Here is a 23,173-nt window from a genome sequence, read left to right on the forward strand (position 1 = left end):
TAATATTTAAGTCAAAGCATTGTATCAGAGCCTACGCGCCTTACGATTTATGCTCATTAAAGCAAAGCAGGCTCAGCTAACATAGCACACCTTTATAACGGCGAGCCAATAAAGAAGTGCAAACGTACTGGAATTTCTTCTTCCGTCACGCCCGCTGCCACATCAACACGCACCATACCTACAGGTGACGCCCAGCGCACGCCAACACCCACACCGACTTTGGTATCTGCCTTGAAGTCTTTGTCATAGGCATTACCTACATCAGTAAATACCGCGCCGCGTAATCCTGGCTTAAACTCATAGTTGTACTCTCCGCTACCTACAGCCAGAATCTGTCCGCCAGTTAAGTAGCCTTTTTCAATGGGTGATAAGCTGTTGTAGTCATAACCACGGATACTTTGGTCGCCCCCTGCAAAAAAACGGAGTTTATACGGCACATCATAAAAATCATCCGCCCAAATATAACCGCCCGTCAACTGACCCACGACCTGATGCTTATTGTCCTCACCGAAGCTATAGACACCGCTGAGCCCTGCGTTCACAATCGCTATATCCGTATCACTCAGAGCACTCTCAGAGCCCGCTTCGATACTATAGTACTGACGATAGCCGCGCGTGGGATTGGTGACGCTGTCGGCGGTGGTTTTGCTGATACCATAACCAAGCAGCAAGGCCTGCTGAGTAGGATTTGATGACGTGAAGCGCACAGGCAAATCACGTAAATTGGCTTGATCGACGCCCGTTTCTAGCTCATCTGAGCGATAACGCACAAAGTAGCTCTTATTCCAGCCATCTTCGCTGCGGATATTACGCGCCAATCTGGCTCTTAAAGTGTTGGTCGATAAGTCAAAGTTACCTTCGCCTTGATCAATGATTTCCTCTTCATAGGTAAGACGTCCATCAAGCTTGTCATTGAGTGGGTGCTTCCACGGACGGCTGGCGTATACCGTGGCGTTTTTACTGATACGCGATAATGCCACTTCGGCACCTGCTTGGTAGCCTTTGCGGTTCAGCAAGTTATAGTCGATTTTGGCGGTCGCTCGTGTGCCTGTATCCGTACCATAACCGATACCGACTTGCGCATCACGCGGCTTGTCAGCCGAAACAAAGACGTAAAGTGGTACTTTTTTCTGTTGATATACCTCTTGTGGGGTTTTGCGTCCTGCCAAAATCGGTGGCTCAAAGTCTTCATCAACCATTACCATATCATCAGGGAAAACTTTTTGCGCGACATTACTGATGGTTGTGCTAATTTTTCCCAGTAAATTGGTCGCCTCTAGCGGCTTTTCATCAAGTACACGATCATCAGGTAAGCGGCTTAGGCGCTCGGCTTTACTTTTTACTGCCTGTAGCTTTTCGGCAGTTTCTTCATCCACTTCAAAGTTAATGGGTGCAATATCTTGTGCGTTGACGCGCTCGCTATTGCTATCGCTACTTTCGTTATCAAAACTTAAGGTGCTGGCTTCTGTCTGCGTCGCTGCATTTGATTGATGCGCTGCCATGACACTGCCTTCACCAATATCTGCCGCCATAATAGGACTGTCTGCATTATCGTCATTGGCATTGGTATTGGGACTGCTGATATTGTCAAAAGCCAGTGTGCTGCTTTCGCTCAAGTCATCAGGTGGCAGTACCGTCTCAACGTTTATAAGGTTAAAATAGCGGGTCGCTGCCAAGTCATTGCTGAGCTTGGTAATGTTGGGCTGATAAAATGGGTCGCCTGCATTAAAGCCGAGCAGTTGCCTGAGCAGTTTAGGTTCAACGGGCAGTTTATCAGGATCAGTTGTGAGCTGCCCTGTGTCACTGTCATAGGTAAAAAACACCACATCGTCAAAATCGTAGCGCACGCCAGTGTCATAGATGAGCGATACATCAGCGGTATTGTCAGGCAGAATAATATCGACCGATTTGTTCAGCCAGCGCTCATCAAAATAACCATACGTACGACTTAAAGACTCAAGCGCTGCCTTGCTGTTTTTATAGACGCGATGATTAAACACCTCCCCTTCTTTTGGCGGTAGGTTATCTTCAATGGCTTGGAACTCTTGTTGCTCACTGCCCTCACCGCGAATGTCAATCAGTTCACTGTCCACACGCACAGGCTCACCAAGCGACTCAATAATGACATCAATACGGTCATCGCTCGGCTGACGCAAACGCAGCGCCACATCGTAATAACCCACTGCGCGCGCGGCATCAAGTGCGGTTTGGCGTAGACGAGGCAGAGCAGCGGTAAAGTCTACGACCGACTGTACCGTAATGTCATCAAGGGCGGCTTTGATATTATTAATCGGCTGGCTGTCTTTGTCCGCTTTAACCAATCGCGTGCTGCCATCAGTATCGGTCTGCTGCAAATAGACGGTACTCTCGACATGCGGTAGCGCCATTGCCCCACCATTGAATAAGCGGTTGTAAGTACGCTTAAAAATGTTGCCACCACGCTTGCTGCTCTCCGTGCTGTCCTCGATACTCTCACTAATGGTATCGGCAGCGCTGTTGTCCGCTTGTCCGTTGTTTGGCTGTTTGTCATTCGCCTGTCCATTATCGGCCTGATAGTCAGGCAAATAATCGTCTGGATCAATCGTGTCACTGCGCTCGCCTGTCGGCACTGTGTTGTCTAGATTGTCCCTTATCTCGGCGATGGACTGATCGCGACTGGTGGACGTGCCGCGGCTATTCACACTGTCACTGACCGTGATCGGACGGTCAGTCACACTACTATCTATTGTGGTTGGCACAGCGCCGACATTGTCCTCGCTCACTCCAAGCGTTTCTAAATTTGTCGGCGCAGGTAAGTTTGCCGCATCAAGACTTTCATCAAAGCCTATCGGCGCACGGTTGTTGTTTAAGGTGGCGACAGGTGCGCTGCTACGCGGCTGTGCTTGACGCGCCTCCGCCAGTGTCGCTTCAATCTGGCTGGGTGATAACGCTTGATAGCCGCTCGTATTGCGCGGTAGGCGATTGTTTGGAGTGCTGTTTTGACTGGTTTGAAGCTGACGATTGCCTATTGCATCGCTATTGACCACAGGCATTTTGGGCTCCAATGCGCTCAATGCTGCATTCAGTTGGGCATCTGCACTGCTCTTATTATCCACCAAATCGATACTAGACTCTGCGGCTACTGCTGCCGATGCGCCAAAGCCGACGATGCAGCCCGTCAATGCAGTAAAAAGAGCGCTGCGAGCAGCATGGTGGCGTGGTAACTGACAGCTCATGATAATAGATTCCTATCATTTGTTGCGGTAGCGCCAAGCAGCATTGCTGTAGCGCGCTTTACGGTTCTTAGGGGGTATAAGGAAGGATAAAACGGGCGTATCCTGAGTCACAAATGACGCTATATTTGAAAATGGAAGTCATTTACTGACAAAGCATAACTTAGTTGATTGTTAAATCATAGTATCTGCCACCTGTATTTGTGCGCGTGTCTTGCTATGATACCGCACATAGATACGCGCAAACGCATAATAACCTTATATTTATCTTTTTATAAAAAGGTCACAAAGCTTTATTATTATCAATGATAAGCCGCTGGGCATTTGGCAGTTTTTTGGGTAGGAGCATTCATGGCAAGTCAATTTCAACTTTTTAAGCGGCGGCGCTTTAGTGCCATGTTTTTTACTCAGTTTTTAGGCGCATTTAATGACAATGTGTTTAAACAGGCACTGATACTGGTATTGACCTATACCGCAGCACAAAAGCTCAATGCAGAAGTCAGCATTTTAAACAACCTGGCGGCGATGCTGTTTATTTTGCCGTATTTTTTATTCTCAGCGCTCGCAGGCCAGCTGGCGGATAAATACGAAAAATCTAAGCTCACGCGCTTAATCAAGGTATTAGAAATCGTCATTATGACCCTTGCAGCAGTGGGCTTTGTGTTTGAGTGGTATGTGCTTTTGTTTGTGGCGCTGTTTTTGATGGGCACGCATTCGACCTTTTTTGGGCCTATTAAATATGCTTATCTGCCACAAGCGATGCGTGATGATGAGCTGGTCGGCGCAAACGGTCTGTTTCAGATGGGCACGTCGCTTGCGATTTTGCTTGGGATGATTGTCGCGGGTATTTTGACCCAGCTGACCAATGCGCTGTATTGGGTCAGTGCCATGGTGCTACTGGTTGCGGCGCTGGGTTATTTTGCGGCGCGCTTTATTCCCGTTACCCCTGCGATGCAGCCTGAGCTAAAGGTCAACTGGAACATCTTTACTACCAGTATGGCGACGATACGCTATTTGTATTCATTGCCGTTTTTGTTCTTTGTGATTTTGGGCAACAGCTGGTTTTGGTTTTATGGCGCGACGTTTTTGACGCAGACGCCTGAATTTAGCAAAGTGATTTTGCACGGCAATGAGTCGGTGGTGATTTTCTTATTGACGCTATTTTCAGTCGGGGTATCTATCGGTTCGCTACTGTGCAAATCATTTACCAAAAACCAAGTGAGCTTGCGTTTGTTGCCATTTGGTATCGCAGGACTCAGTTTGTTTGCCATGGATTTATACTGGTCACTGTCACAAATAGACCTGAGCCAAACAGGCGCACTACTGGGTATTGGCGAGCTATGGGCAGTCTCGGGCAGCTGGCGCGTGTTTGTTGATTTGTTCTTTTTGGGCTTTAGTGGCGGTCTATATATTGTACCGCTGTATGCGGCAATGCAGGCATACGCACCAACCAGCCACCGCGCGCGTATTGTGGGCGCGAACAATATTTTTAATGCCATCTTTATGGTCGGCTCGGCGATTTTCGCGATTGTCTTATTAAATGCGTTGGGCTTGTCTTTGCCGCAGCTGTTTTTAGTGACGGGGATTTTAAACGTGGTATTCGGGCTGTTTTTGTACCTTAAATTAAACAAACATATTAAGCAGGCGACCATCCAAAATAAGAATGACGCCGCGCCGATGGCCTAAAACGTGTCATCACTTAGCACATGAAGTCATTTAGCGGTCTTAGAATGGCTAAATGATGACATGACCCAGATTGCATCTGATTTGGGTTTGGCAGATAATGCCAGATACAATGGCAGCGCGTATGGGCGAGCAACAACAAAAATACGCGCGGCTATTTTTAATAGGTTTATACATCATAAGCGACTCATGCGTAAATAGGAGCAGGGCTATGCAGCTGCGGTTATTATCAAAAACAGATCAATTATTGGTAAGCGTGGACAAGGCGCTACGAGCGATTGTGCCGCACTCGAACCCAAGTACGCGCCCCTTGCCTGTCAGTAGTGATGAGCTGCCCAAACTGAGTAACAGCGAGGCACGCCATGTGGCGGGACTCATGCGTATCAATCATACAGGCGAAGTTTGCGCGCAAGGGCTGTATCACGGGCAAGCGTTTACCGCAAAAAATGATTCTGTCAAACAGGCGATGCAGGCGTCAGCGGATGAAGAGGTGGATCACCTCGTATGGTGTGAGACGCGCCTTGATGAGCTGGGCAGTCATCCCAGTATCTTTACGCCACTGTGGTATGTAATGTCGTTTGGTCTAGGCGCGGTCGCGGGTGCGATTTCTAACGAGTTTAGCTTGGGCTTTGTCGCTGAAACCGAAGCGCAGGTCAGTGAGCATTTGCAAGAGCATATTGCTCGCCTGCCTAAGCAAGACATCCGCTCAAAAGAAATCCTTGCACAGATGGATATTGAAGAGTTGCATCATCGTGAGTTGGCACTGGAAAATGGCGGCGCAGCGCTATCACCTACAGTGCGCCGCACGATGCGCTGGTTAGCCAATCGTATGAAAGACACCGCTTATTATCTATAACGCTTCAATAAGATAAATCGACAATCAAAACAGTAAAACGATAATAAGCGCGAATAAAATGCCGTAAGCGCGTTTTTTGACCATTAAAATGCAGATAACTGGGGTTTTGTTTGCTCAGGTGTAAACTATTTGTACAGTTTTTAGGCACACCTTATAGCGCCAAGCGGAATATTCGTATATTTTATTATCAAGCTTTTGCTGCTTTCACATTTATATGTCATTGAAGACAGATAATTGATAATTAAGGTACCTTGTTTTATGAATGCCATGACCCCTTCACATACTCAATCAACCAAAGCCCGCGCACATAAGCGCGCCACGTTAACTGCGCTGGCTGCTGCTTGCTCAGTCTTATTGTCTGCTCCTGCACTCGCTGCGCCTGCGGACACCACAAGCCAAAACGCACAAGCGCAAGATATGGCGGTTCCGAGTGCTGTCGACTCAAGCCGCCGCGTGGTGCGATTAAGCAGCAATGCACAGGCGCAAACGCCAGCCGCTACAGATACCGCCAGCGCACCAGCGGACACGATGCGCAATCAGCCTCCTACGGTACTACAAGCTGCCAGTAACGGTACAGCACCTTGGGGTATTGTTGCCGAGCCAAACCCCGTACCAGGCCGCGTGTATATGGACGCACCTAAACCAAGTACGCCTCGTGCCAACACGCCAAGTGTGCAGCTTGCTAACGCCCCAACACCACAAGTGTCTGTCTCTGATGTGAGTTTTATTCCAACAGTGATGGTTGCACAAAAACAAGGGTTGGGTACGGACAAGCTGGATGTGAGCTTACTCGATGACTTTATTGCTAAGGTATCACCGAACGCACGCCACTATCCGCCAAACTTCCCAAACCGCTCACAGCGCCATTATGCACGTGAAAAAATCAAAGCGCTGTCGACTTGGATTGAGCCTTATGCCAGCGCGCCAAACGCATCGTATGATGTGCTACTACGTGCTGCTAAGCTAAATGCTATGGGACGTAACCTTGATTTGGGTTCAGAGTACGCCGTTCGTGGCGGTAACTATGTGGATCGCGCTATTAAGCTAAAACCAGACAGCGCTGAAGCCAACTTCTTGTACGGTATGATGCTGGCTGAGGGCGGCGGATTTAAAGAAGGCAAAAAGTACCTTGACCGTGCAGTGTCGCTTGGTTATGTCGAAGCAGAGCAAAGCCTTGCGCAATCTGACTTGTTAAGCGACCGCCGTGATGATGCGCTAAACCGTCTGCGCCGTTTGGCAGAGCAAAACCCGAACAATGCTATGATTCGTAAACAAATTCAAATCATTGAAGATGGCAAATACTATATTTGGGACATCCCCGCACCAAACATCAACCTCAAGCCGACCATTTAATCCGTCAGCTACTTTAGACACAAAAAAGAGGCCGCTTGATTTTTAAGTGGTCTTTTTTTGTGTCAATCTGTCTTAAAACCCTTCATTGCCGCTTAAATGCTATATTCTGCTATCAAGGGCATAGTCAGTCCGCATAAGCTGCGCTACACTCAAGCTATAGTCAATCAATATTAAAAGTGGTACAAGGCAGACGAGTGCAAGTACTACAGTAGTAGGCTAAACGAGTCTAACGCTGTAACACTTTAATAGTGGTTAGACTATAAGATAAGCAGTCAGCTGCCCATCCATACCAAGCCGTTACCACCCATAATAAAGAATGAAAGGATTTTTATGCGTACTGATCAGCTGCCCTCTATAACGACATCGTTAACACAAGCGGCACCCCGCTCTTGGTACGTTCGCCTTTTTCATGTAGGACGCCCTTTATTTTTGGGACTGAGCATCATCAGTGCGCTGTCGGCCTGTAGTACCGTATCCGTCAAAAGCCAATCGTCTGCCAAGACCATTGCCGCACAGCGTGGCAATATTGTGTCAGAAGATGCACTGAGCACCGATACCGCCTCTGCCCTCCTCTCAGCGGGATTGAATGAGACGGCGTGTTTACAGCGGTTTGATTTGTGTGTGTCTCAGTTGACAGACAGTCTGCTCAACCAGCCTGCCCGCCCAGAGCTGGCAATTTTTGCCGAGCTGCACTATGCCAAAGCGCGTAGCCTTGCTGCGTCATCCGCTTGCCGTGCAGCACTCGCCCGCCCGCCGCTGGATCCGTATTACGCCAATGCCGAGCCAAGTCCTGATGAGGCACGCAAGCAGCAAGACGCAACGCATACTTGCTTGATGAATTATCAGCATCGCCTGTTTGATGCGCTAAAATACAGCTACACCTATCTGTTCTTTGATCGCTTGCAGCACGATTATGATGGCGCTACGGACACACCCGCCAAGATCACTACGCGTATCCCGACCGATAGAGATATCCAAACTCAAGACGTCTACAATGCGGCAACCAGCGATATTATCTCGCAGTTGTATGACGCTTATAGCAATGAACGTCTCAAATCCATGGCAGACAGTAAAACAACCTATCTACCTACCGCTAATAGCGCTGCTCCTCAGACCAGTAACGAAGTCATCGCCAATAAAACAGCCGCGCAAGCGCCCGCCACAGCACAAGTACACGTCATGCAGACCCAAATTGGCAATTACTACTTAGACACTTATTTACCTAATGAAAATAGCTACTTACAAAATGCCAGTGAGCAAACCAGCGCGCTTGCCGACTTAATCTCAACGTATGAGCTGCGTCTATCTGGACTGAACTCTATTAGTAAACGACCTGGCCTTGGCGTGAGTTTTGTGGCCTCACTTGATGATCGCTATACCACCACGATACGCGACTTACTTGCCGCCTCACTGGCAGGCAGACTGTCGCAAAACGATACCGATAATGATGACCATAGCGACCCTGCCAGTCGCATTTACCCCACAGGCCATCTACTGATGACAGGGCTAATACAACCTGAAGGCGACAGCGTCCTTGATGTCTTGGGCAGTGAGCAACTAAATATCCATTTGTACAACCCGTATCGTAGCGAGACGGTCAAGCTATTAGGTAACACTTATCCCTTAGCCGCCAACTTTTCGGCAGGGTACGGACTGTGGCTGGCAGAAAACCAGCTCAACGGGGTTGGCTATCTCAATCTGCTCACGCATCAAAAACAAGCCGCGCTACCCAAGCTATTTATGCTTGAGCCATACGACCCGAACAAGCGCGTTATTATTATGATTCATGGGCTTGCCTCTAGCCCTGCCACATGGGTGAACTTGACCAACGATATTTTTAATGACGACACGCTACGCGAAAACTATCAGGTGTGGCAGATTTTTTATCCAACCAACTTACCAATTTTAGAAAACCGCTACCAAATTCAAAAGCTTATTGAGACTACTTATCAACAGACCGACCCAACAGGCAGTCATCGCGCCAGCCATGATAGCGTGATTATCAGCCACAGTATGGGTGCGGTCATTGCGCGTATGATGCTGGCAGATGACAATCTACTCGATAATCTAGATGCGCTTAATGGACAGCATACGCTGCTAAATAGCAATGAGCGTGAGATAGACGTCATGCTGCGCCAAGCGTTTAACGACCCCAATCTTGCTGAACGTTTTCAACTGCATCATTTATCACAAGTAGATACCGCGGTATTTTTGTCCGCACCGTTTCAAGGGACAGACTATGCCGATCGTTGGTTTACTCGTGCCATTCGTCGCATCATTCATTTGCCGCTCAATATCGTCAAAACCGTCACGGACAATTTGGCAACCATCGCGACCCAAGGCGAACTGGCAGAAAACCCGCTCGGTGCGCTCTATCTACAAAACGGCGCCAGTCAATTAAGTGATAAATCCTCTTTTATTCAACTAACCAAGGACTTACAGATTAATAATCGCGTGACCTATCATTCCATCATCGCCAGTAACGATGAAGACATCACGCAAGGACTTGCACAAATGCAGCCCACTGATGCCAAAATAGATTTGTCTGAAGCCAGTGCCGAAGCGACCGATACTGATATTAGTCGCTCGTCTGCTGAGAAACTAGCGCCGCCGACCCGTATCGCATCAGTGATGGTTGACACCCGTCCTAGTCAAGCTCTGACACAGCGCTTGTCTGATGGTATTGTGCCGTATAAGAGCGCGCATTTAGACGGCGCGGCATCTGAAACCATCATTTCAGGTGGGCACAGTATCCAAGAAAATCCCCAAACTGTATTGACCCTGCGCCGCATTTTGCATCAACAATTACAACGTTAGGGCGTATCATCAATGAACACATTAACCCATTTAGCGGTCTTAAATGATTTGTATATTTTTAGTAAAGTTGATAGTCAAACATGAAACAAATATACCTTCTAATCACACACTTAAGGAATAAATAATATATTTAAAATCATAATGATAGTAAGTTTATCAATGCAACATAAAAATATTACACGATTATTACGATTTTCTTGTGTTTGTCAGTAGGGTCACGCACAGCTTGCGTGTATGTTGTGGTAAGCGCATAATGTAGTAGCGCCCCTTTTTGGCTATTTGACAACGGCGAAAATGGCTTGGTTTGTTTATAAGGAGATAAATGATAGGCGCAAGTAAGGTCGTCTTTACCTTACGACAAGCAGCATCATTGGCAGCTAATGTACGTTTAGCTACTTTAATTATTTTTATCCCTATTCATGGGCAATTGCTTGAGCATATCATGGACGTTAGCACAAGTAGGCTGACACACAAGGGTAACCGTTTATGTTTGCTACGTTTATGATAAGTCAGCTGGACGCGCTCACACTTGCGCGTATTCAGTTTGCTTTCGTTGTCTCTTTTCATATTGTATTTCCCGCTTTTTCTATTGGTCTTGCCAGCTGGCTTGCGGTACTTGAGTTTCGTTGGCTCAAAACAGGCAATCCTATCTTTGCTGAAGTGTACAAACATTGGGTAAAAATCTTTGCCGTGGTGTTTGGTATGGGTGTGGTCTCAGGCGTGGTCATGTCCTATCAGTTCGGTACCAACTGGGCGGTCTTTTCTGACAAGGCAGGTAACGTTTTAGGGCCACTGCTTGCCTATGAAGTGTTGACGGCCTTTTTCTTAGAAGCCTCTTTTTTGGGCATTATGCTCTTTGGTTGGGGCCGCGTCAGCAAACGCATGCATTTTATTGCGACAGCGATTGTGGCTATTGGTACGATGATTTCAGGTTTTTGGATTTTATCGGCTAACAGCTTTATGCAGACGCCGCAAGGCTTTATCGTCGGTGCTGATGGTCTGCTATATCCTACCAACTGGCTTGAAATTATTTTTAATCCCTCATTCCCTTACCGCTACGCGCACATGATGACCGCCGCATTCTTGACCACGGCCTTTGTCGTCGGCGGGATTGGCGCGTATTACTTGCAATCCAAAAAACACATCGAACACAGAAAACATGGCCGCGTGATGCTGGGTATGGCCATGCTGATGGCGATTTTTGTGGCGCCAGCGCAGGTATTAATCGGTGATGAGCACGGGCTAAATACCCTTGAGCATCAACCTGCTAAAGTTGCTGCGATGGAAGGCATTTGGGAAGATGAGCGCGGGGCAGCATTACGTCTCTTTGCGATTCCTGATCAAGAAACGCAGTCCAATAAATATGAGGTCAAGATCCCTTATGTCACAGGTTTGATTCTCACTCACTCTTTAGATGGTGAAGTGAAGGGTCTCAAAAACTGGGCACCAGAAGACCAACCACACGTTATTATTGTATTTTGGGCCTTCCGTATTATGGTTGCCATTGGTATGTTAATGGTGCTTGTGGGTCTATTTAGTGTCTATAAATACTTCAAAAAACAGCAGTTTGACCCTGAGAGCATCTGGTTTCACCGTGCTTGGATGATGATGACACCGCTTGGCTTTATCGCGCTATTGGCAGGCTGGTTTGTGACTGAAACAGGGCGCCAACCGTGGACAGTTTATGGTGTTATCCGTACTGCTGAGAGTATGTCACCACTGGCAGCGCAGCAAGTTGCCACCACCTTGATTGGCTTTATTGTGGTCTATACCTTTGTCTTTGGTGCAGGTAGCTTCTATATCTTGCGTTTGATTGGACAAGGGCCGAAACCGTACACCGATCCTAGTGATGATAACTTCTATGAGCACTCGGTAACCGAAGGTCAAGGACGCACGCTGAGTGGCGATAGCGATCCTGAAGGACATGTCACAGATGCCGATGAACCCGCAGATGACGTTGATGACGGAGGCCTACGCTAATGTTTAACTTTGGTGATGTACTGGATTTGCCTCTGATTTGGGGTGGCTTGATTGTCTTGGCCGTATTCATTTATGTCTTGCTGGACGGTTTTGATTTGGGCTGTGGCATGCTGTTCCCTTTTGCAGGCTCAGACAAAAACCGCAGTCGTATTATGAACTCTATCGCGCCTTTTTGGGATGGTAATGAGACATGGCTGGTACTGGGCGGCGGCGGCTTATTTGCTGCCTTCCCTGTGGCCTATGGCATCATTATGACAGGGCTATATCTACCTGTATTCTTAATGCTGGCGGGCTTGATTTTACGCGGTATTGCCTTTGAGTTTCGCTTTAAATCGAGCACCCATCGCTACATTTGGGACGGCTTCTTTTTCTTTGGCTCATTGCTGGCCGCTTTCTTCCAAGGCGTGATGCTCGGCTCTTTAGTACATGGTCTTGAGGCGAGCAATCGCTTGTATACTGGCGGCCCATTTGATTGGTTGACCCCATTTTCTATGGTCAGCGGCGTAGCTTTGATTATCGGCTACTCACTGCTTGGCTCAACGTGGCTCATTTTAAAGACCGAGCACGATTTGCAAGTGTGGGCGCGTAAGGTTTCAGGCTGGCTGTTGATGGCGTTGGTTGCTGCGATGATTGTCGTGACCATCTTTATGTATTTTTCAGACATCGATGCGCTAGAAGATTGGTTTACACTCGGACGCTTGCCTTATCTCGCACCGATGCCAATTATTGCGCTGATTGTGTTCTTTATTATGCGTAAAGACTTGACCACTGAACGTGAATATCGTCCGTTCTTATTGACGGTATTGCTCTTTTTATTGGGTTATATTGGTGTGTGTATCGCCATATTCCCATACATTGTGCCGTATCAGATGACGGTTTACGAGGCGGCAGCGACTGATACTTCATTGTCGTTTATGTTGATTGGTGCGGTGATTATGTTGCCGATTATTTTGAGTTACACCGCCTATGCCTATTATGTCTTTAAAGGCAAATCGGGTCATGAGCACATGTACTAAAAGCATGTAATTTGCAAGAGACTGTACTGCCCTTTTTATTGCTCATGTTGTATCAAGACTATCAGTGGTAAAAAGGGTGCCATCAGGAGAAAGCAATGAAGAAATTAAGTAAAAAACAGCGCCAATGGGCATGGTTTATCGGTTTATATTTGGCTGGGTTTGTCACCATTACGGTGATTGCACAGTTGATTAAACTGGCAATGGGCGTATAGATACGCCCATTGTTGTTTTTATTATCGTAAAAAGCCGTTTAGTCTTGTCATACCCATTCTGTAAAGAACTGCCTATATCCAATCCTTTATTTTCCGCGATGCGCCTGTGCGCCATGCTCCGCAATATACGCATTAACCGCATCCAAACGCTCAGGCGTGCCCACATCAATCCATGTATCGTCTAAATGCTTACCTGTCACTTGAAACTTAACTGCCGCTTGTTTAAGTAGTGGCGCAAGCTTGGCAGGCTCACCCGATACCACATCAGCGACCAAGCGTGGCGACAGCACGCTAATGCCTGCAAAAGTATAGGTATCTTGCCCGTCTATCTCCTCACAACTGACCAAACCATTGGTTAAGGCAAAATCGCCTTTAGGATTGTGCTCAGGATTGTCCATTAATAATAGGTGCGCGCATTGATCAGCACCAAGCTCGTAATTGACCAGCTCAGCAAAATCAAACGTCGTCCATACGTCTGAATTCACTAAGATAAAGGGCGCGTCTTTGAGCTTGCCTGTTTGCAATGCTTGAAAAATCCCGCCAGCCGTCTCAAGCGGCTCGTCCCCTTCAACCGACCAATGCAAACGTACGCCATAATCTGCGCCATCACCAAGCGCTTCCATCAAGGTATCGGCAAGCCACGAGGCGTTAATCGTGATATCTGTAATGCCGACCGCTTTTAGTGCCTTGATATGCCAGACAATCAGCGGCTGACCACCGACTTCGACCAAAGGCTTTGGCGTGGTTAGTGTCAGCGGGCGCAGGCGCGTGCCTTTGCCTGCGGCTAAAATCATCGCTTGAGTGATGGGCATACAGATTCCTTATTGTTTTTAATGCTTTATGTTCGGTTATCCATGACTGGTAATATCATTCTTACCAGCCCGATGGCTGATTACCAGCGCAATGTTTTAGGCTAAAAATTTGGTCACATACGCAGGATAAATATGCGCCTGCAAATAAGCATAAAATGGCGCAACTGCGCGCTGTATCTTGGCATCACCGTGCTCACAGAGCCACTCAAGCTCAACCAATAAATCACGCATGACCTTTGGAATGTCGTTTAAGTAACGTGCTTTGCCATCACGTTTAAATAGACGCACAAAAATGCCCAATACTTTTAAATGACGCTGCAAGCCCATGACCATCACATCTTGAGTAAATTGCGCCAGCGTATCAGCGGTCGCTACGCCCTGCTGCTGCTGCAATCGCCAAAACGTTTCTGTCCAAGCGGCAATTTGCGCCTCTGACCAATCCACATACGCATCGCGTACCAGCGACACAAAATCATAGGTATACGCGCCAATCACCGCATCTTGAAAATCAATAATGCCCAAACGCTCACTGTCAGCGCGGTCTTGCATCAGGTTACGGCTGTGATAGTCGCGATGCACGATAACTTGCGGCTGCGTACCAACTTGCGTGACAAGTGCCGTCAACATCGCATCCCACAGCGCGTCATCGAGCGTGGCATCAATATGCGGTATAAACCAATCACGGAACAGCTGCATTTCTTGGGTTAATTTTTCAGCGTCATAAAGCGGCAAGACAGGCATGCCATCCACCGCGGTTGGTAGCGTTTGTAACGCAGCGAGGCTCTGCATGGCAGACAAATAATAAGCGTCCACTTGCGCCGCATCGGCGTCGGTCAATAAATGCGCAAACTCTACGCCCCCAAAGTCTTGCAGCACCAAAAAGCCCTTATCAATATCTTGGGCAAAAATATCAGGCACATTGACCACAGGACGCATCACCGCCGCCACTGCCAAAAACTGCTGCATCGCCTCTTGCTCATCGGCAGAATCCATAACCATATAATAGCCGTCGTTTGCGCTGCCCAAAGCATGTAGCTGCAAACGGTGATAGCGGCGCGCGCTGGCATCACCTGCCAAGCTGTCGAGCGTGAAGGGCTGCGCGGCAAATACATGTTCAAGCCATAGGGTCAACTGCTGCAAACGGGCATCGGCAGCATGGTTTTGGTTCGGTGCGTGAGGTGTAGTCATAGATTAAATCGCTGTCATAAACACATAAAAAAGAGGCCATTTATAGCATCAACACGCCATAAATTTTGGTGAATAGTGTAGCTGATTTGCTTTTTTTTGACTATGATAAGTCGTCTGCTTGCGAAAGACAATCTACCGCTGGCAGACAGGCGATAGGTCACATACGATATCTGATGCCAGTTATCGTGCATTAATGCTATAGTATTGAGCAGTTTTGCTGTTCATTGATACGACAGGCGGGTTGCCTAAATGTATCGCTGTGACACAGTGTTTATCGCATACGGTATAGAATCGTGGTCACACCACATTCATGACCACTCTTTAGGCTTGGCAATCATAGGTGCGCTTTTGTTATATTCTCCGCTTTATCAAAGCATTCGTCTGATCTTATTTGGTGCTTTAGGTTTGACCGTCAGTACCGCTGGTGCAGCGGTAACGACAGCAGGCGACACCCTTAGTATTGATGAAAATACCGTCATTACTAAGAGTAGAAAAGCAGCGACGCGCGCCTCTACTGATACTGCCGCAATAGACGCTCAAGGTGACGCGACTGCCCAGACTAATACGTTTCGTACTGCCGACTGGGCGACCGCTTATGACACGCCTGTCAATACAGCGCAGCTGCTCAGTGGCAATCCTGCTATTCAGCGTCCCGCTGCGCCTATCTTGCAAGGTGACGCTGAGCCAACAGCAGACACAGATGCTGCCACCGCAGACACCTCTACTAAAAATGATTCAGTACGCGCTTCTCAAGCAGCAGATATTAATGAAGATGCCTCGTCCAGCTCAGCGCAAACCAAATCTGGCTCGCGGGTCGTGCCTAAGCTTGAAGGCTCACGCGCTGAGCGCAGTATCGCAACAGACCCAGCACTTGACAACAGTCAGCTGGATGTAAGTGAGGAGAGTATCCAAGAGAGCCTATCACGCTTGGCTGAATTTTATGAATTAAAGCCAAACACACCAAAACAACCCACTATTGATACGGATGCGCAGGCCGCTGAGGCGACCGAAATCATACCTATTGGTCATGACTTGCGGTTATTTTCACGCGCCGATAGCGATACGGATATCAATACTGCCGACAGCGCTCAACGCTGCGAAGGACAATGGGTGTACCCTTCGGCAAACCCCAATTATCAAAAAAGTGCCGCAGCACAAGGCTACGATTTACAAAGTGGTTTGCCAAACAATCAAGCGCCGCTATATAGTGAATCTGATTACGGCTACTATGACAATGTTGATTATGCCGAATTGTCAGGCAATGTCGTGATTAATCAGGGCACACAGCAAATCAAAGCAGAAAATATTGTCTTAGATTTAACGAGCGGCGTGGCGGGTGCACAAGGCAACGTCATGTTTACTGACAGCGCACTAGATGCTGAGACAGCCGATAATGACAGGCGCACTACCGAAGATGGTGGTCTGATTGGTGTGGCAGACAGCCTCGCCTACAGCACAGAAAACGGACAAAGTACTGCCTATGGTGTGGCGTTTGCCAGTGTGCCCATGCAAGCGCACGGCTATGCCAAACGTCTAAACCGTCCGAACGAAACCAATTATGAGCTGGACGAGGTCATGTTCAGCACCTGTCCACCGACCAATCGTAAGTGGCAGTTTGATGCCAAAAGCATTGACATTGATACTGATACAGGGCGCGGCGTCGCACGTGACACCACCTTTCGTATTGCAGATGTGCCTGTCTTTTATCTGCCCTATTTTAACTTTCCTGTAGACAGTCGGCGCAGCAGCGGCTTTTTGTTACCAAGTGCGAGTATTGGCAGTGAAAATGGCTTTGAGCTGGATGTACCCTATTACTTTAATCTTGCACCCAACTATGATGCGACCTTAAACACGCATGTTTATACCAACCGTAACCCGATGCTTTCAGGTGAGTTTCGCTATCTAACGGATGATTATGGTTCAGGTATTTTTAATGCCTCTTACCTACCCAATGATAAAAAATACGATGGCGAAGACCGCAGCAGCTTTTTTTATGATCACCACTGGGAATCTAAAGACATTCCTCGCTTGAGTGGTGATGCCAAATACAGCTATGTATCAGATCCTGATTATTTAAACGACTTCGACACTTTGGGTTTATCTGACAACACCTTAAACCTACCTCGCCGCGCGCAACTTAATTACTACAATGATTATGTAAACGGCGAGCTTAAGGTCGAAACGTTCCAAACCCTACAAGCCTTTACTGACAGCAATACGGTACTACAAGACAAGGACAAGCCGTATTCCCGTTTGCCGCAGCTTCAGATCGATTATCGTTTGCCGTGGTTTGAAAATATTGATATCAATGGGGTACACGACTCTGCGTACTTTAAAAAATCCATTGATGACGGTTCAGAAGCTGAGAAAAGTGGTATTCGTATTTATGACAAAATCAGCGCCAGCTATCCTTTTGAGCGCGCATGGGGTTATGTCAAACCAAAAGTCAGCCTACAGCATCTGTACACCTCCTACGATCAAGACAGCTTGGAGGACAACAACCTTGATGATAAAGATGGCAGCCGCTCGGTATTTGTGCCACAAGCGAGTATTGACGCAGGATTGAATTTTTATAAACCAGGTTCGCCATTTGGTGCGTTTGACGACAGCTTGGGCGGCTATCAAGTGCTCAGCCCGCGGGTGAAATACACCTATTCGCCTTATGAAGAACAAAACGGTATTCCAAACTTTAATACCCGCATTGCTTCTATCAACTATGCGCAGCTGTATTCTGACAGTTGGTTCTTAGGCCATGACCGCTTGCAAGATTTGCACGCGCTAACGCCTGGCGTTAACTATCGTTACATCGACGCAACGGGCGTGACACGTTTTGATGGTAGCATTGCAGAACAGTTTTATCTGGATGATGGCCGTGTAACATTAGATGATGAACAGCCTGTGTTTAACAGTACGTCATCAGGGCTGGTGTGGGATGCCAGCACGCAGCCTTATAATAACTTTTGGGTCGATGTGAATGGCGCAGTTGATAACAGCTATGATTTAAACTATGTGACCACAGCGCTACGTTACCAACCTTCTGCAGACAGTTTGTTTAATATCGGTTATACAAAACGCCAGCGCGACGAGAATACCAATCAGCTGCCTTTATCTGCCATTACCAGCTCGGCGATTTTTCCAGTCAATGACAAATGGCGCGTGTTGGCGCAGGGACAATACGACTTCCGTAGTGACAAAATGCTCGATGCGCTAGTCGGTATTGACTATGAAGATTGCTGCTTTGGGTTTGCTGTTTATGGACGCCGTTATTATAACGACTTGAACCTAAAAGACGATCCAACCCAAGCCATCATGGCAGAGATTCGTTTAAATGGTATTGGTAGTAACAGCAGTCGCCTAACCCGTCTATTGTCAGATAAAATCCAAGGTTTCGAGCCTGTACAGACGGCTTGGAAAGACTAAAAAAATACCATTGGCCGTCATTAGGCGGCCTTTATTACCCCCTTTTTTGACAGGTCTGGAATGTCGCTGTATAAAAGAAGCGATAAGGCCTATTGCCATCCGATGCGATGATATTGATGAGGAGCATCATGAGATTTTTTTCTTTACGTCAAAGCAGCCGCGCTGTATTACTGTTCATGGGTGTAAGCGGTGGCTTGATGCTAAACCTGCAGGCACAAGCAGCCACGGATAATGCCGTGCAGACAAGTGCTAATACCAATACCAATGCACGTGCCAGCGCTACAGGCAGCTCAGATGGCATCATCGCTGTCGTCAATGACAACACCATCTTAAAAAGTGAGCTGGTTAACGCCATTAATCAAACCCGCGCACGTGCTGAAGCCGCAGGTGAGCCAATTAATAATGCTCAGCTACAGTCAGAAGTGTTAGATGCGCTTATCATGCGTGAGCTACAGTTGTCGATGATTAATCGTATGGGTCTAAAACCAGACGAAGACGCGGTTAATCAGCGCCTTGCGCAAATCGCTCAAGCTGAAGGCTTAGGCAGTATTCAAGCATTACAACAAAGCATGGATCGTACCCAACCTGGCAGCTATGCAGGTCTGCGTGCAAAATTGATGGAAGATGCCGCTATTCAAACGCTACAGCAGCGCCAAGTCAGCCGCCGCGTACGCATCACCGAACAAGACATCGATGCTTTCTTATCATCGCCCGAAGCCAAGCGCCTCAATCAAAGCGAATACCAAACCATTCACGTACGCGTGCCTTATATTGATGACTACAACCGCCTATCGGACAGTCAGCGCGCGCAAGCCCTAGAAGTCGCAAAGTCATTACGCAGCGAACTACAGGCGCCAAATGCTAATGTAGAAGCCATCCTTGCCCAAGCGCAGTCACGTTACCAGCTGCCCATTCAAGGTGGCAACATGGGCTACCATAAAGCAGCCAACTTGCCGACAGCGCTGGCGGATCAAATTACTGAGCTACCTATCGGTGGGGTCACTGAGCCGATGGTCACGCCTGAAGGCATTGATATTATTAAGCTTGCCGATAAAAAAGAAGCCGACAGTATGGTCGTGCCACAGTGGCATGTGCGTCATATCTTAGTCAAAGTGGATGCGCTACAAAACTCCGCCATGGCGCAGCAAAAAATTAATGACTTGTACGAACAGCTGCGTCAAGGTGCAGACTTCGCTAATTTAGCGGCGACGTATTCAGACGATCCAGGTTCAGCAGGCCGTGGTGGCGACTTAGAGTGGGTCAGCGAAGGCGATATGGTTGCGCCATTTGAAGCCACCATGAAAAACACAGCCGTCGGTGACTATTCAGCGCCCTTCCAGACCAATTTTGGCTGGCATATTCTAGAGGTAGAAGACACACGCCAGCAAGACGTGAGTGACGATTACCGTCGCAATCTTGCTCAGCAAGCGCTATATCAACGCCTTGCGCCACAAGCGAAAGAAGACTGGTTACAAGAGCTGCGAGCAGGCGCCTATATTCAGGTCATGCAATAAATCGTTGTTATAAGGCAAAAAGCACTCCAGATGGGGTGCTTTTTATTTGGTCGATTTAAACGTAAAACGTGTACAACATACTGTCAGTATTTATAGACAATAAAAAACCCGAACCTAGGGCGATTGGTTCGGGTTTTGGCTTTATCACAATGTTATTATTATTATACTTCCTTGATGACTTATCCTAAGTCGTATCTATCAGTAAAAAACAAACAGCGGGCTGACTGTAACTTCTGTACTGATAGCTCAACACAGCATCCTTGGCTTCCTTGTGTTGATGGGTTCATTGTATGCATATATCTAGGAAGCGCATAGCCGCAAAAAGCGCTATTTGTTGTACGCTTTTGCTTACACGCTACGACCTGACAGATTGCTGACTACTGCTTGCCCCTTTGGATGCAGTTTGCGCATTGTCTTTTTCTATTTGCGCTTTGTCTTCCTCAGTCTGCGTTTTAGCATGCTCTTTAGACACTTTACTGCCCTCTTCTTTACCCTCTTTTATTTTATCTTTGGTCTCCTCAATATCCGTCTCTTCGGCCTGTGGTGCGTTTTGCTGCTGACGGGCGCTTTCTGCAGGCTCATATTGCAATATCGTTAGTACAGGGAAATGATCTGAACCAATAGAAGGCAAGCGTTTGATATCGACTAAGGTAAAGCAGGTGCTGTGAAAAATATGATCCAGTGCCCAACGTAAAAATGGATATTTGACATGAAAGGTATTGATAAAATGACGACCGATGCGAGGGTCAAGCAGTCCTGAGACACGGTGAAAACGGCGCGTGGTTCTAGACCAAGCCACATCATTTAAGTCACCTGCCAAGATGGCGGTTTGTTTGTTTTCTTGAATGTGGCGACCGACCATCAGTAGCTCGGCATCACGTGTGGTCGATTTTTCAGCTTCAGTGGGGCTGGGTGGCATCGGATGCATACAATAGAGCCAGATGCGGCGCGTATCGGTCAATTGCAACTGAGTATGAATCGAAGGGATGTCATCTATCATTAGATAATGAATGGTCGGATCAATCAGCTCAATTTTACTGTATAAATGCATGCCATATAAATTATCGAGTGGGATTTTAACGGTATACGGATAATCAGGTTCAATAACCTCCAGCGCCTCTTCCCACTTTTTGTCACTCTCTAATGTGATTAAAATATCTGGCTCGTGCTCATTTACCAAGTCAATCAATTTTTGCTTATGCGGATTGGGCGTGAGTACATTGGATACCATAATTTTGATTTGTAAAGCACCTGGCAAATCTTTTGCAGATTGCACCTCTGATTTCCATAGCAAGGTATAGGGCAGCACCATATACAGCTGAAACAGCATTGATAGCGTCAAGACGATAAATATAAACCATTGCCACATGCCCCACTCAGAAAAAAAGCACAGCATACCCGCCCAAGACAGTAGTCCCAATACCAAAATCTGAATGCGTGGAAACTCCACACCGCGTACCCACCAGTTATCAAGTGGTAGACAGCCCCATACGGTCACAAAGCTCGTTAATCCCGCCATAATCAATGCGCTGTAATATAATAACGAGAGATCCATGATGTGTGTCAGCCCTTATATTTATCATTATCAAAAAGAAGCCAAAAAAGAAGCCAAAAGTTAAATGGGGGGGGTTACTGTCCGTCTTACTTTAACACCTAGATAAAAACCCGCCTACCATCTCTTACCCATTCTTGTACGCTTATCATCAAATTACTACATTTAGTGCACGTGAGCTGTACTTAATAGGGCGTGTCATCAAGGTGGGACAAGTCTTGTGTTGCATAAGCTTATGCAAAAAACTGGCTATAACTAAAAATTATCTAAACCATAAAAACATTTGAATAATATTCACCCGTTATCAGTCAAAACGCCTTGCATTTTAGGCGCATTAACGGCATTGTTGTGTATTAATATGGCAAAACTAACTGTAGGTAAGGACTGTATATCATGAGTGATTTAACGGTAGGTTTGGTAGGCTGGCGCGGTATGGTCGGCTCGGTATTAATGCAACGTATGCAGGAAGAAAATGATTTTACGGGCATTACCCCCGTATTTTTTTCGACCAGTAATGCAGGCGGCGCAGCACCAAGCTTTGATGGTATTAAAACCGGCGAACTAAAAGATGCTCATGATATTGCTGCATTGGCAGCGTGTGATGTGATTATCACCTGTCAAGGCGGCGACTACACCAAAAAGGTACATCAGCCATTACGCGATAGCGGCTGGAACGGCTACTGGGTAGACGCAGCCAGTACCCTACGCATGGAAAACGACAGCATCATTATTCTAGACCCTGTCAACCGCAACGTCATTGACGATGCTCTAGCCGCAGGTAAAAAAGACTTTATCGGTGGTAACTGCACTGTGTCACTGATGCTCATGGCTATCGGCGAGCTGTTTAACCGCGGCTGGGTTGAGTGGGTCAGCGCTATGACCTATCAAGCTGCCAGTGGCTCAGGCGCAAACAACATGCGCGAGCTGATTAATGGTATGGGCGTACTGCGTGATGCGGTTGCTGATGAACTTGCTGATCCTGCCAGCGCCATTTTAGATATTGACAAAAAAATCGCCGAAACACAGCGCTCAAGCGATTTCCCGACTCAGTACTTCGGTGTACCACTGGCAGGCAGCTTGATTCCTTATATCGATAGCCAACTAGAAAACCATCAGTCACGTGAAGAATGGAAAGGCGGCGTAGAAACCAATAAAATCCTTGGCAACAGCGGCGAAGACACCATCGCTATCGACGGTATGTGTGTTCGCGTTGGTGCGATGCGTTGTCACGCGCAAGGCTTGACCATCAAGCTAAAGCAAGACATCCCACTCGAAGAGATCGAAGCGGCGCTAAAAGGCAGCGGTAATGAGTGGCTAGATGTCGTTGAAGATACCAAAGAGACGACCGTTGAACGCTTAACGCCTGTTGCAGTCACTGGCACACTGACTGTCGCACTAGGACGCTTGCGTAAACTGAACATGGGCGGCGAATATCTTGGCGCATTCACTGTAGGCGATCAGCTACTATGGGGTGCAGCAGAGCCGCTACGCCGTATGCTCAATATCATCCGTGAACAAAAATAAGACGCCCAATAGATAAATAAAAAAAGACAGCTTT

Annotated in this window: 14 protein-coding genes; 10 read left to right on the forward strand and 4 right to left on the reverse strand. The window is 47.4% G+C overall.

The genetic code is table 11. The annotated features are described in order from the left end of the window. Positions 1-92 precede the first annotated feature (92 nt). A complete protein-coding gene (locus tag JIE71_RS02330; protein WP_199507116.1) occupies positions 93-3,215 on the reverse strand; it encodes an autotransporter assembly complex protein TamA in 3,123 nt (1,040 codons plus the stop codon). A gap of 348 nt (positions 3,216-3,563) precedes the next feature. On the opposite strand from JIE71_RS02330, the gene JIE71_RS02335 reads away from it, so the two are divergent. From JIE71_RS02335 to JIE71_RS02365, 7 genes are all read left to right on the forward strand, one after another. Continuing rightward, positions 3,564-4,898: an MFS transporter gene (locus tag JIE71_RS02335; RefSeq protein ID WP_199507117.1), complete on the forward strand. Its 1,335-nt coding sequence runs from the start codon at positions 3,564-3,566 to the stop codon at positions 4,896-4,898. A 214-nt stretch (positions 4,899-5,112) separates the two neighbouring features. Continuing rightward, complete coding sequence (coq7, locus tag JIE71_RS02340) at positions 5,113-5,751, forward strand: 2-polyprenyl-3-methyl-6-methoxy-1,4-benzoquinone monooxygenase (RefSeq protein WP_416232002.1); 639 nt, start codon at positions 5,113-5,115, stop codon at positions 5,749-5,751. Between the two features lie 258 nt (positions 5,752-6,009). Further along, on the forward strand, positions 6,010-7,104 hold the full coding sequence (locus JIE71_RS02345; RefSeq protein ID WP_199507119.1) for a tetratricopeptide repeat protein: 1,095 nt from the start codon (positions 6,010-6,012) through the stop codon (positions 7,102-7,104). Positions 7,105-7,434: 330 nt separating this feature from the next. Continuing rightward, on the forward strand, positions 7,435-9,921 hold the full coding sequence (locus tag JIE71_RS02350; RefSeq protein ID WP_228284500.1) for an esterase/lipase family protein: 2,487 nt from the start codon (positions 7,435-7,437) through the stop codon (positions 9,919-9,921). A gap of 486 nt (positions 9,922-10,407) precedes the next feature. Then, positions 10,408-11,901 (forward strand): cytochrome ubiquinol oxidase subunit I, encoded by a 1,494-nt coding sequence (locus tag JIE71_RS02355; protein ID WP_416232000.1) that lies wholly within the window; start codon positions 10,408-10,410, stop codon positions 11,899-11,901. Next, positions 11,901-12,917, forward strand: coding sequence for a cytochrome d ubiquinol oxidase subunit II (gene cydB / locus JIE71_RS02360; protein WP_199507120.1), 1,017 nt, complete (start codon positions 11,901-11,903; stop codon positions 12,915-12,917). The genes JIE71_RS02355 and cydB overlap by 1 nt, the downstream gene beginning before the upstream one ends. A 95-nt stretch (positions 12,918-13,012) precedes the next feature. Next, a complete protein-coding gene (locus JIE71_RS02365; protein WP_199507121.1) occupies positions 13,013-13,129 on the forward strand; it encodes a DUF2474 domain-containing protein in 117 nt (38 codons plus the stop codon). An 86-nt stretch (positions 13,130-13,215) separates the two neighbouring features. On the opposite strand, the gene murU is transcribed toward JIE71_RS02365, so the two are convergent. Both murU and JIE71_RS02375 read right to left on the reverse strand, forming a co-directional pair. Beyond that, entirely contained in the window at positions 13,216-13,941 is a 726-nt protein-coding gene (murU, locus tag JIE71_RS02370; RefSeq protein ID WP_199507122.1) for an N-acetylmuramate alpha-1-phosphate uridylyltransferase MurU, read from the reverse strand. A 96-nt stretch (positions 13,942-14,037) separates the two neighbouring features. Further along, positions 14,038-15,129, reverse strand: coding sequence for an aminoglycoside phosphotransferase family protein (locus tag JIE71_RS02375; RefSeq protein ID WP_199507123.1), 1,092 nt, complete (start codon positions 15,127-15,129; stop codon positions 14,038-14,040). 348 nt (positions 15,130-15,477) lie between these two features. On the opposite strand from JIE71_RS02375, the gene JIE71_RS02380 reads away from it, so the two are divergent. Both JIE71_RS02380 and JIE71_RS02385 read left to right on the forward strand, forming a co-directional pair. After that, complete coding sequence (locus tag JIE71_RS02380) at positions 15,478-18,549, forward strand: LPS-assembly protein LptD (protein WP_228284501.1); 3,072 nt, start codon at positions 15,478-15,480, stop codon at positions 18,547-18,549. A gap of 128 nt (positions 18,550-18,677) precedes the next feature. Further along, a complete protein-coding gene (locus tag JIE71_RS02385) occupies positions 18,678-20,063 on the forward strand; it encodes a peptidylprolyl isomerase (protein WP_199507125.1) in 1,386 nt (461 codons plus the stop codon). 355 nt (positions 20,064-20,418) lie between these two features. Here JIE71_RS02385 and JIE71_RS02390 read toward each other — a convergent pair whose 3' ends face one another. Beyond that, on the reverse strand, positions 20,419-21,618 hold the full coding sequence (locus JIE71_RS02390) for an endonuclease/exonuclease/phosphatase family protein (protein ID WP_199507126.1): 1,200 nt from the start codon (positions 21,616-21,618) through the stop codon (positions 20,419-20,421). 390 nt (positions 21,619-22,008) lie between these two features. Here JIE71_RS02390 and asd point away from each other — a divergent pair, with 390 nt between their 5' ends. Further along, on the forward strand, positions 22,009-23,139 hold the full coding sequence (gene asd / locus JIE71_RS02395) for an aspartate-semialdehyde dehydrogenase (RefSeq protein ID WP_199507127.1): 1,131 nt from the start codon (positions 22,009-22,011) through the stop codon (positions 23,137-23,139). The last annotated feature ends 34 nt before the right edge of the window (positions 23,140-23,173 follow it).

The sequence above is a fragment of the Psychrobacter sp. bablab_jr014 genome, from assembly GCF_016464015.1.
GTDB lineage: Bacteria > Pseudomonadota > Gammaproteobacteria > Pseudomonadales > Moraxellaceae > Psychrobacter.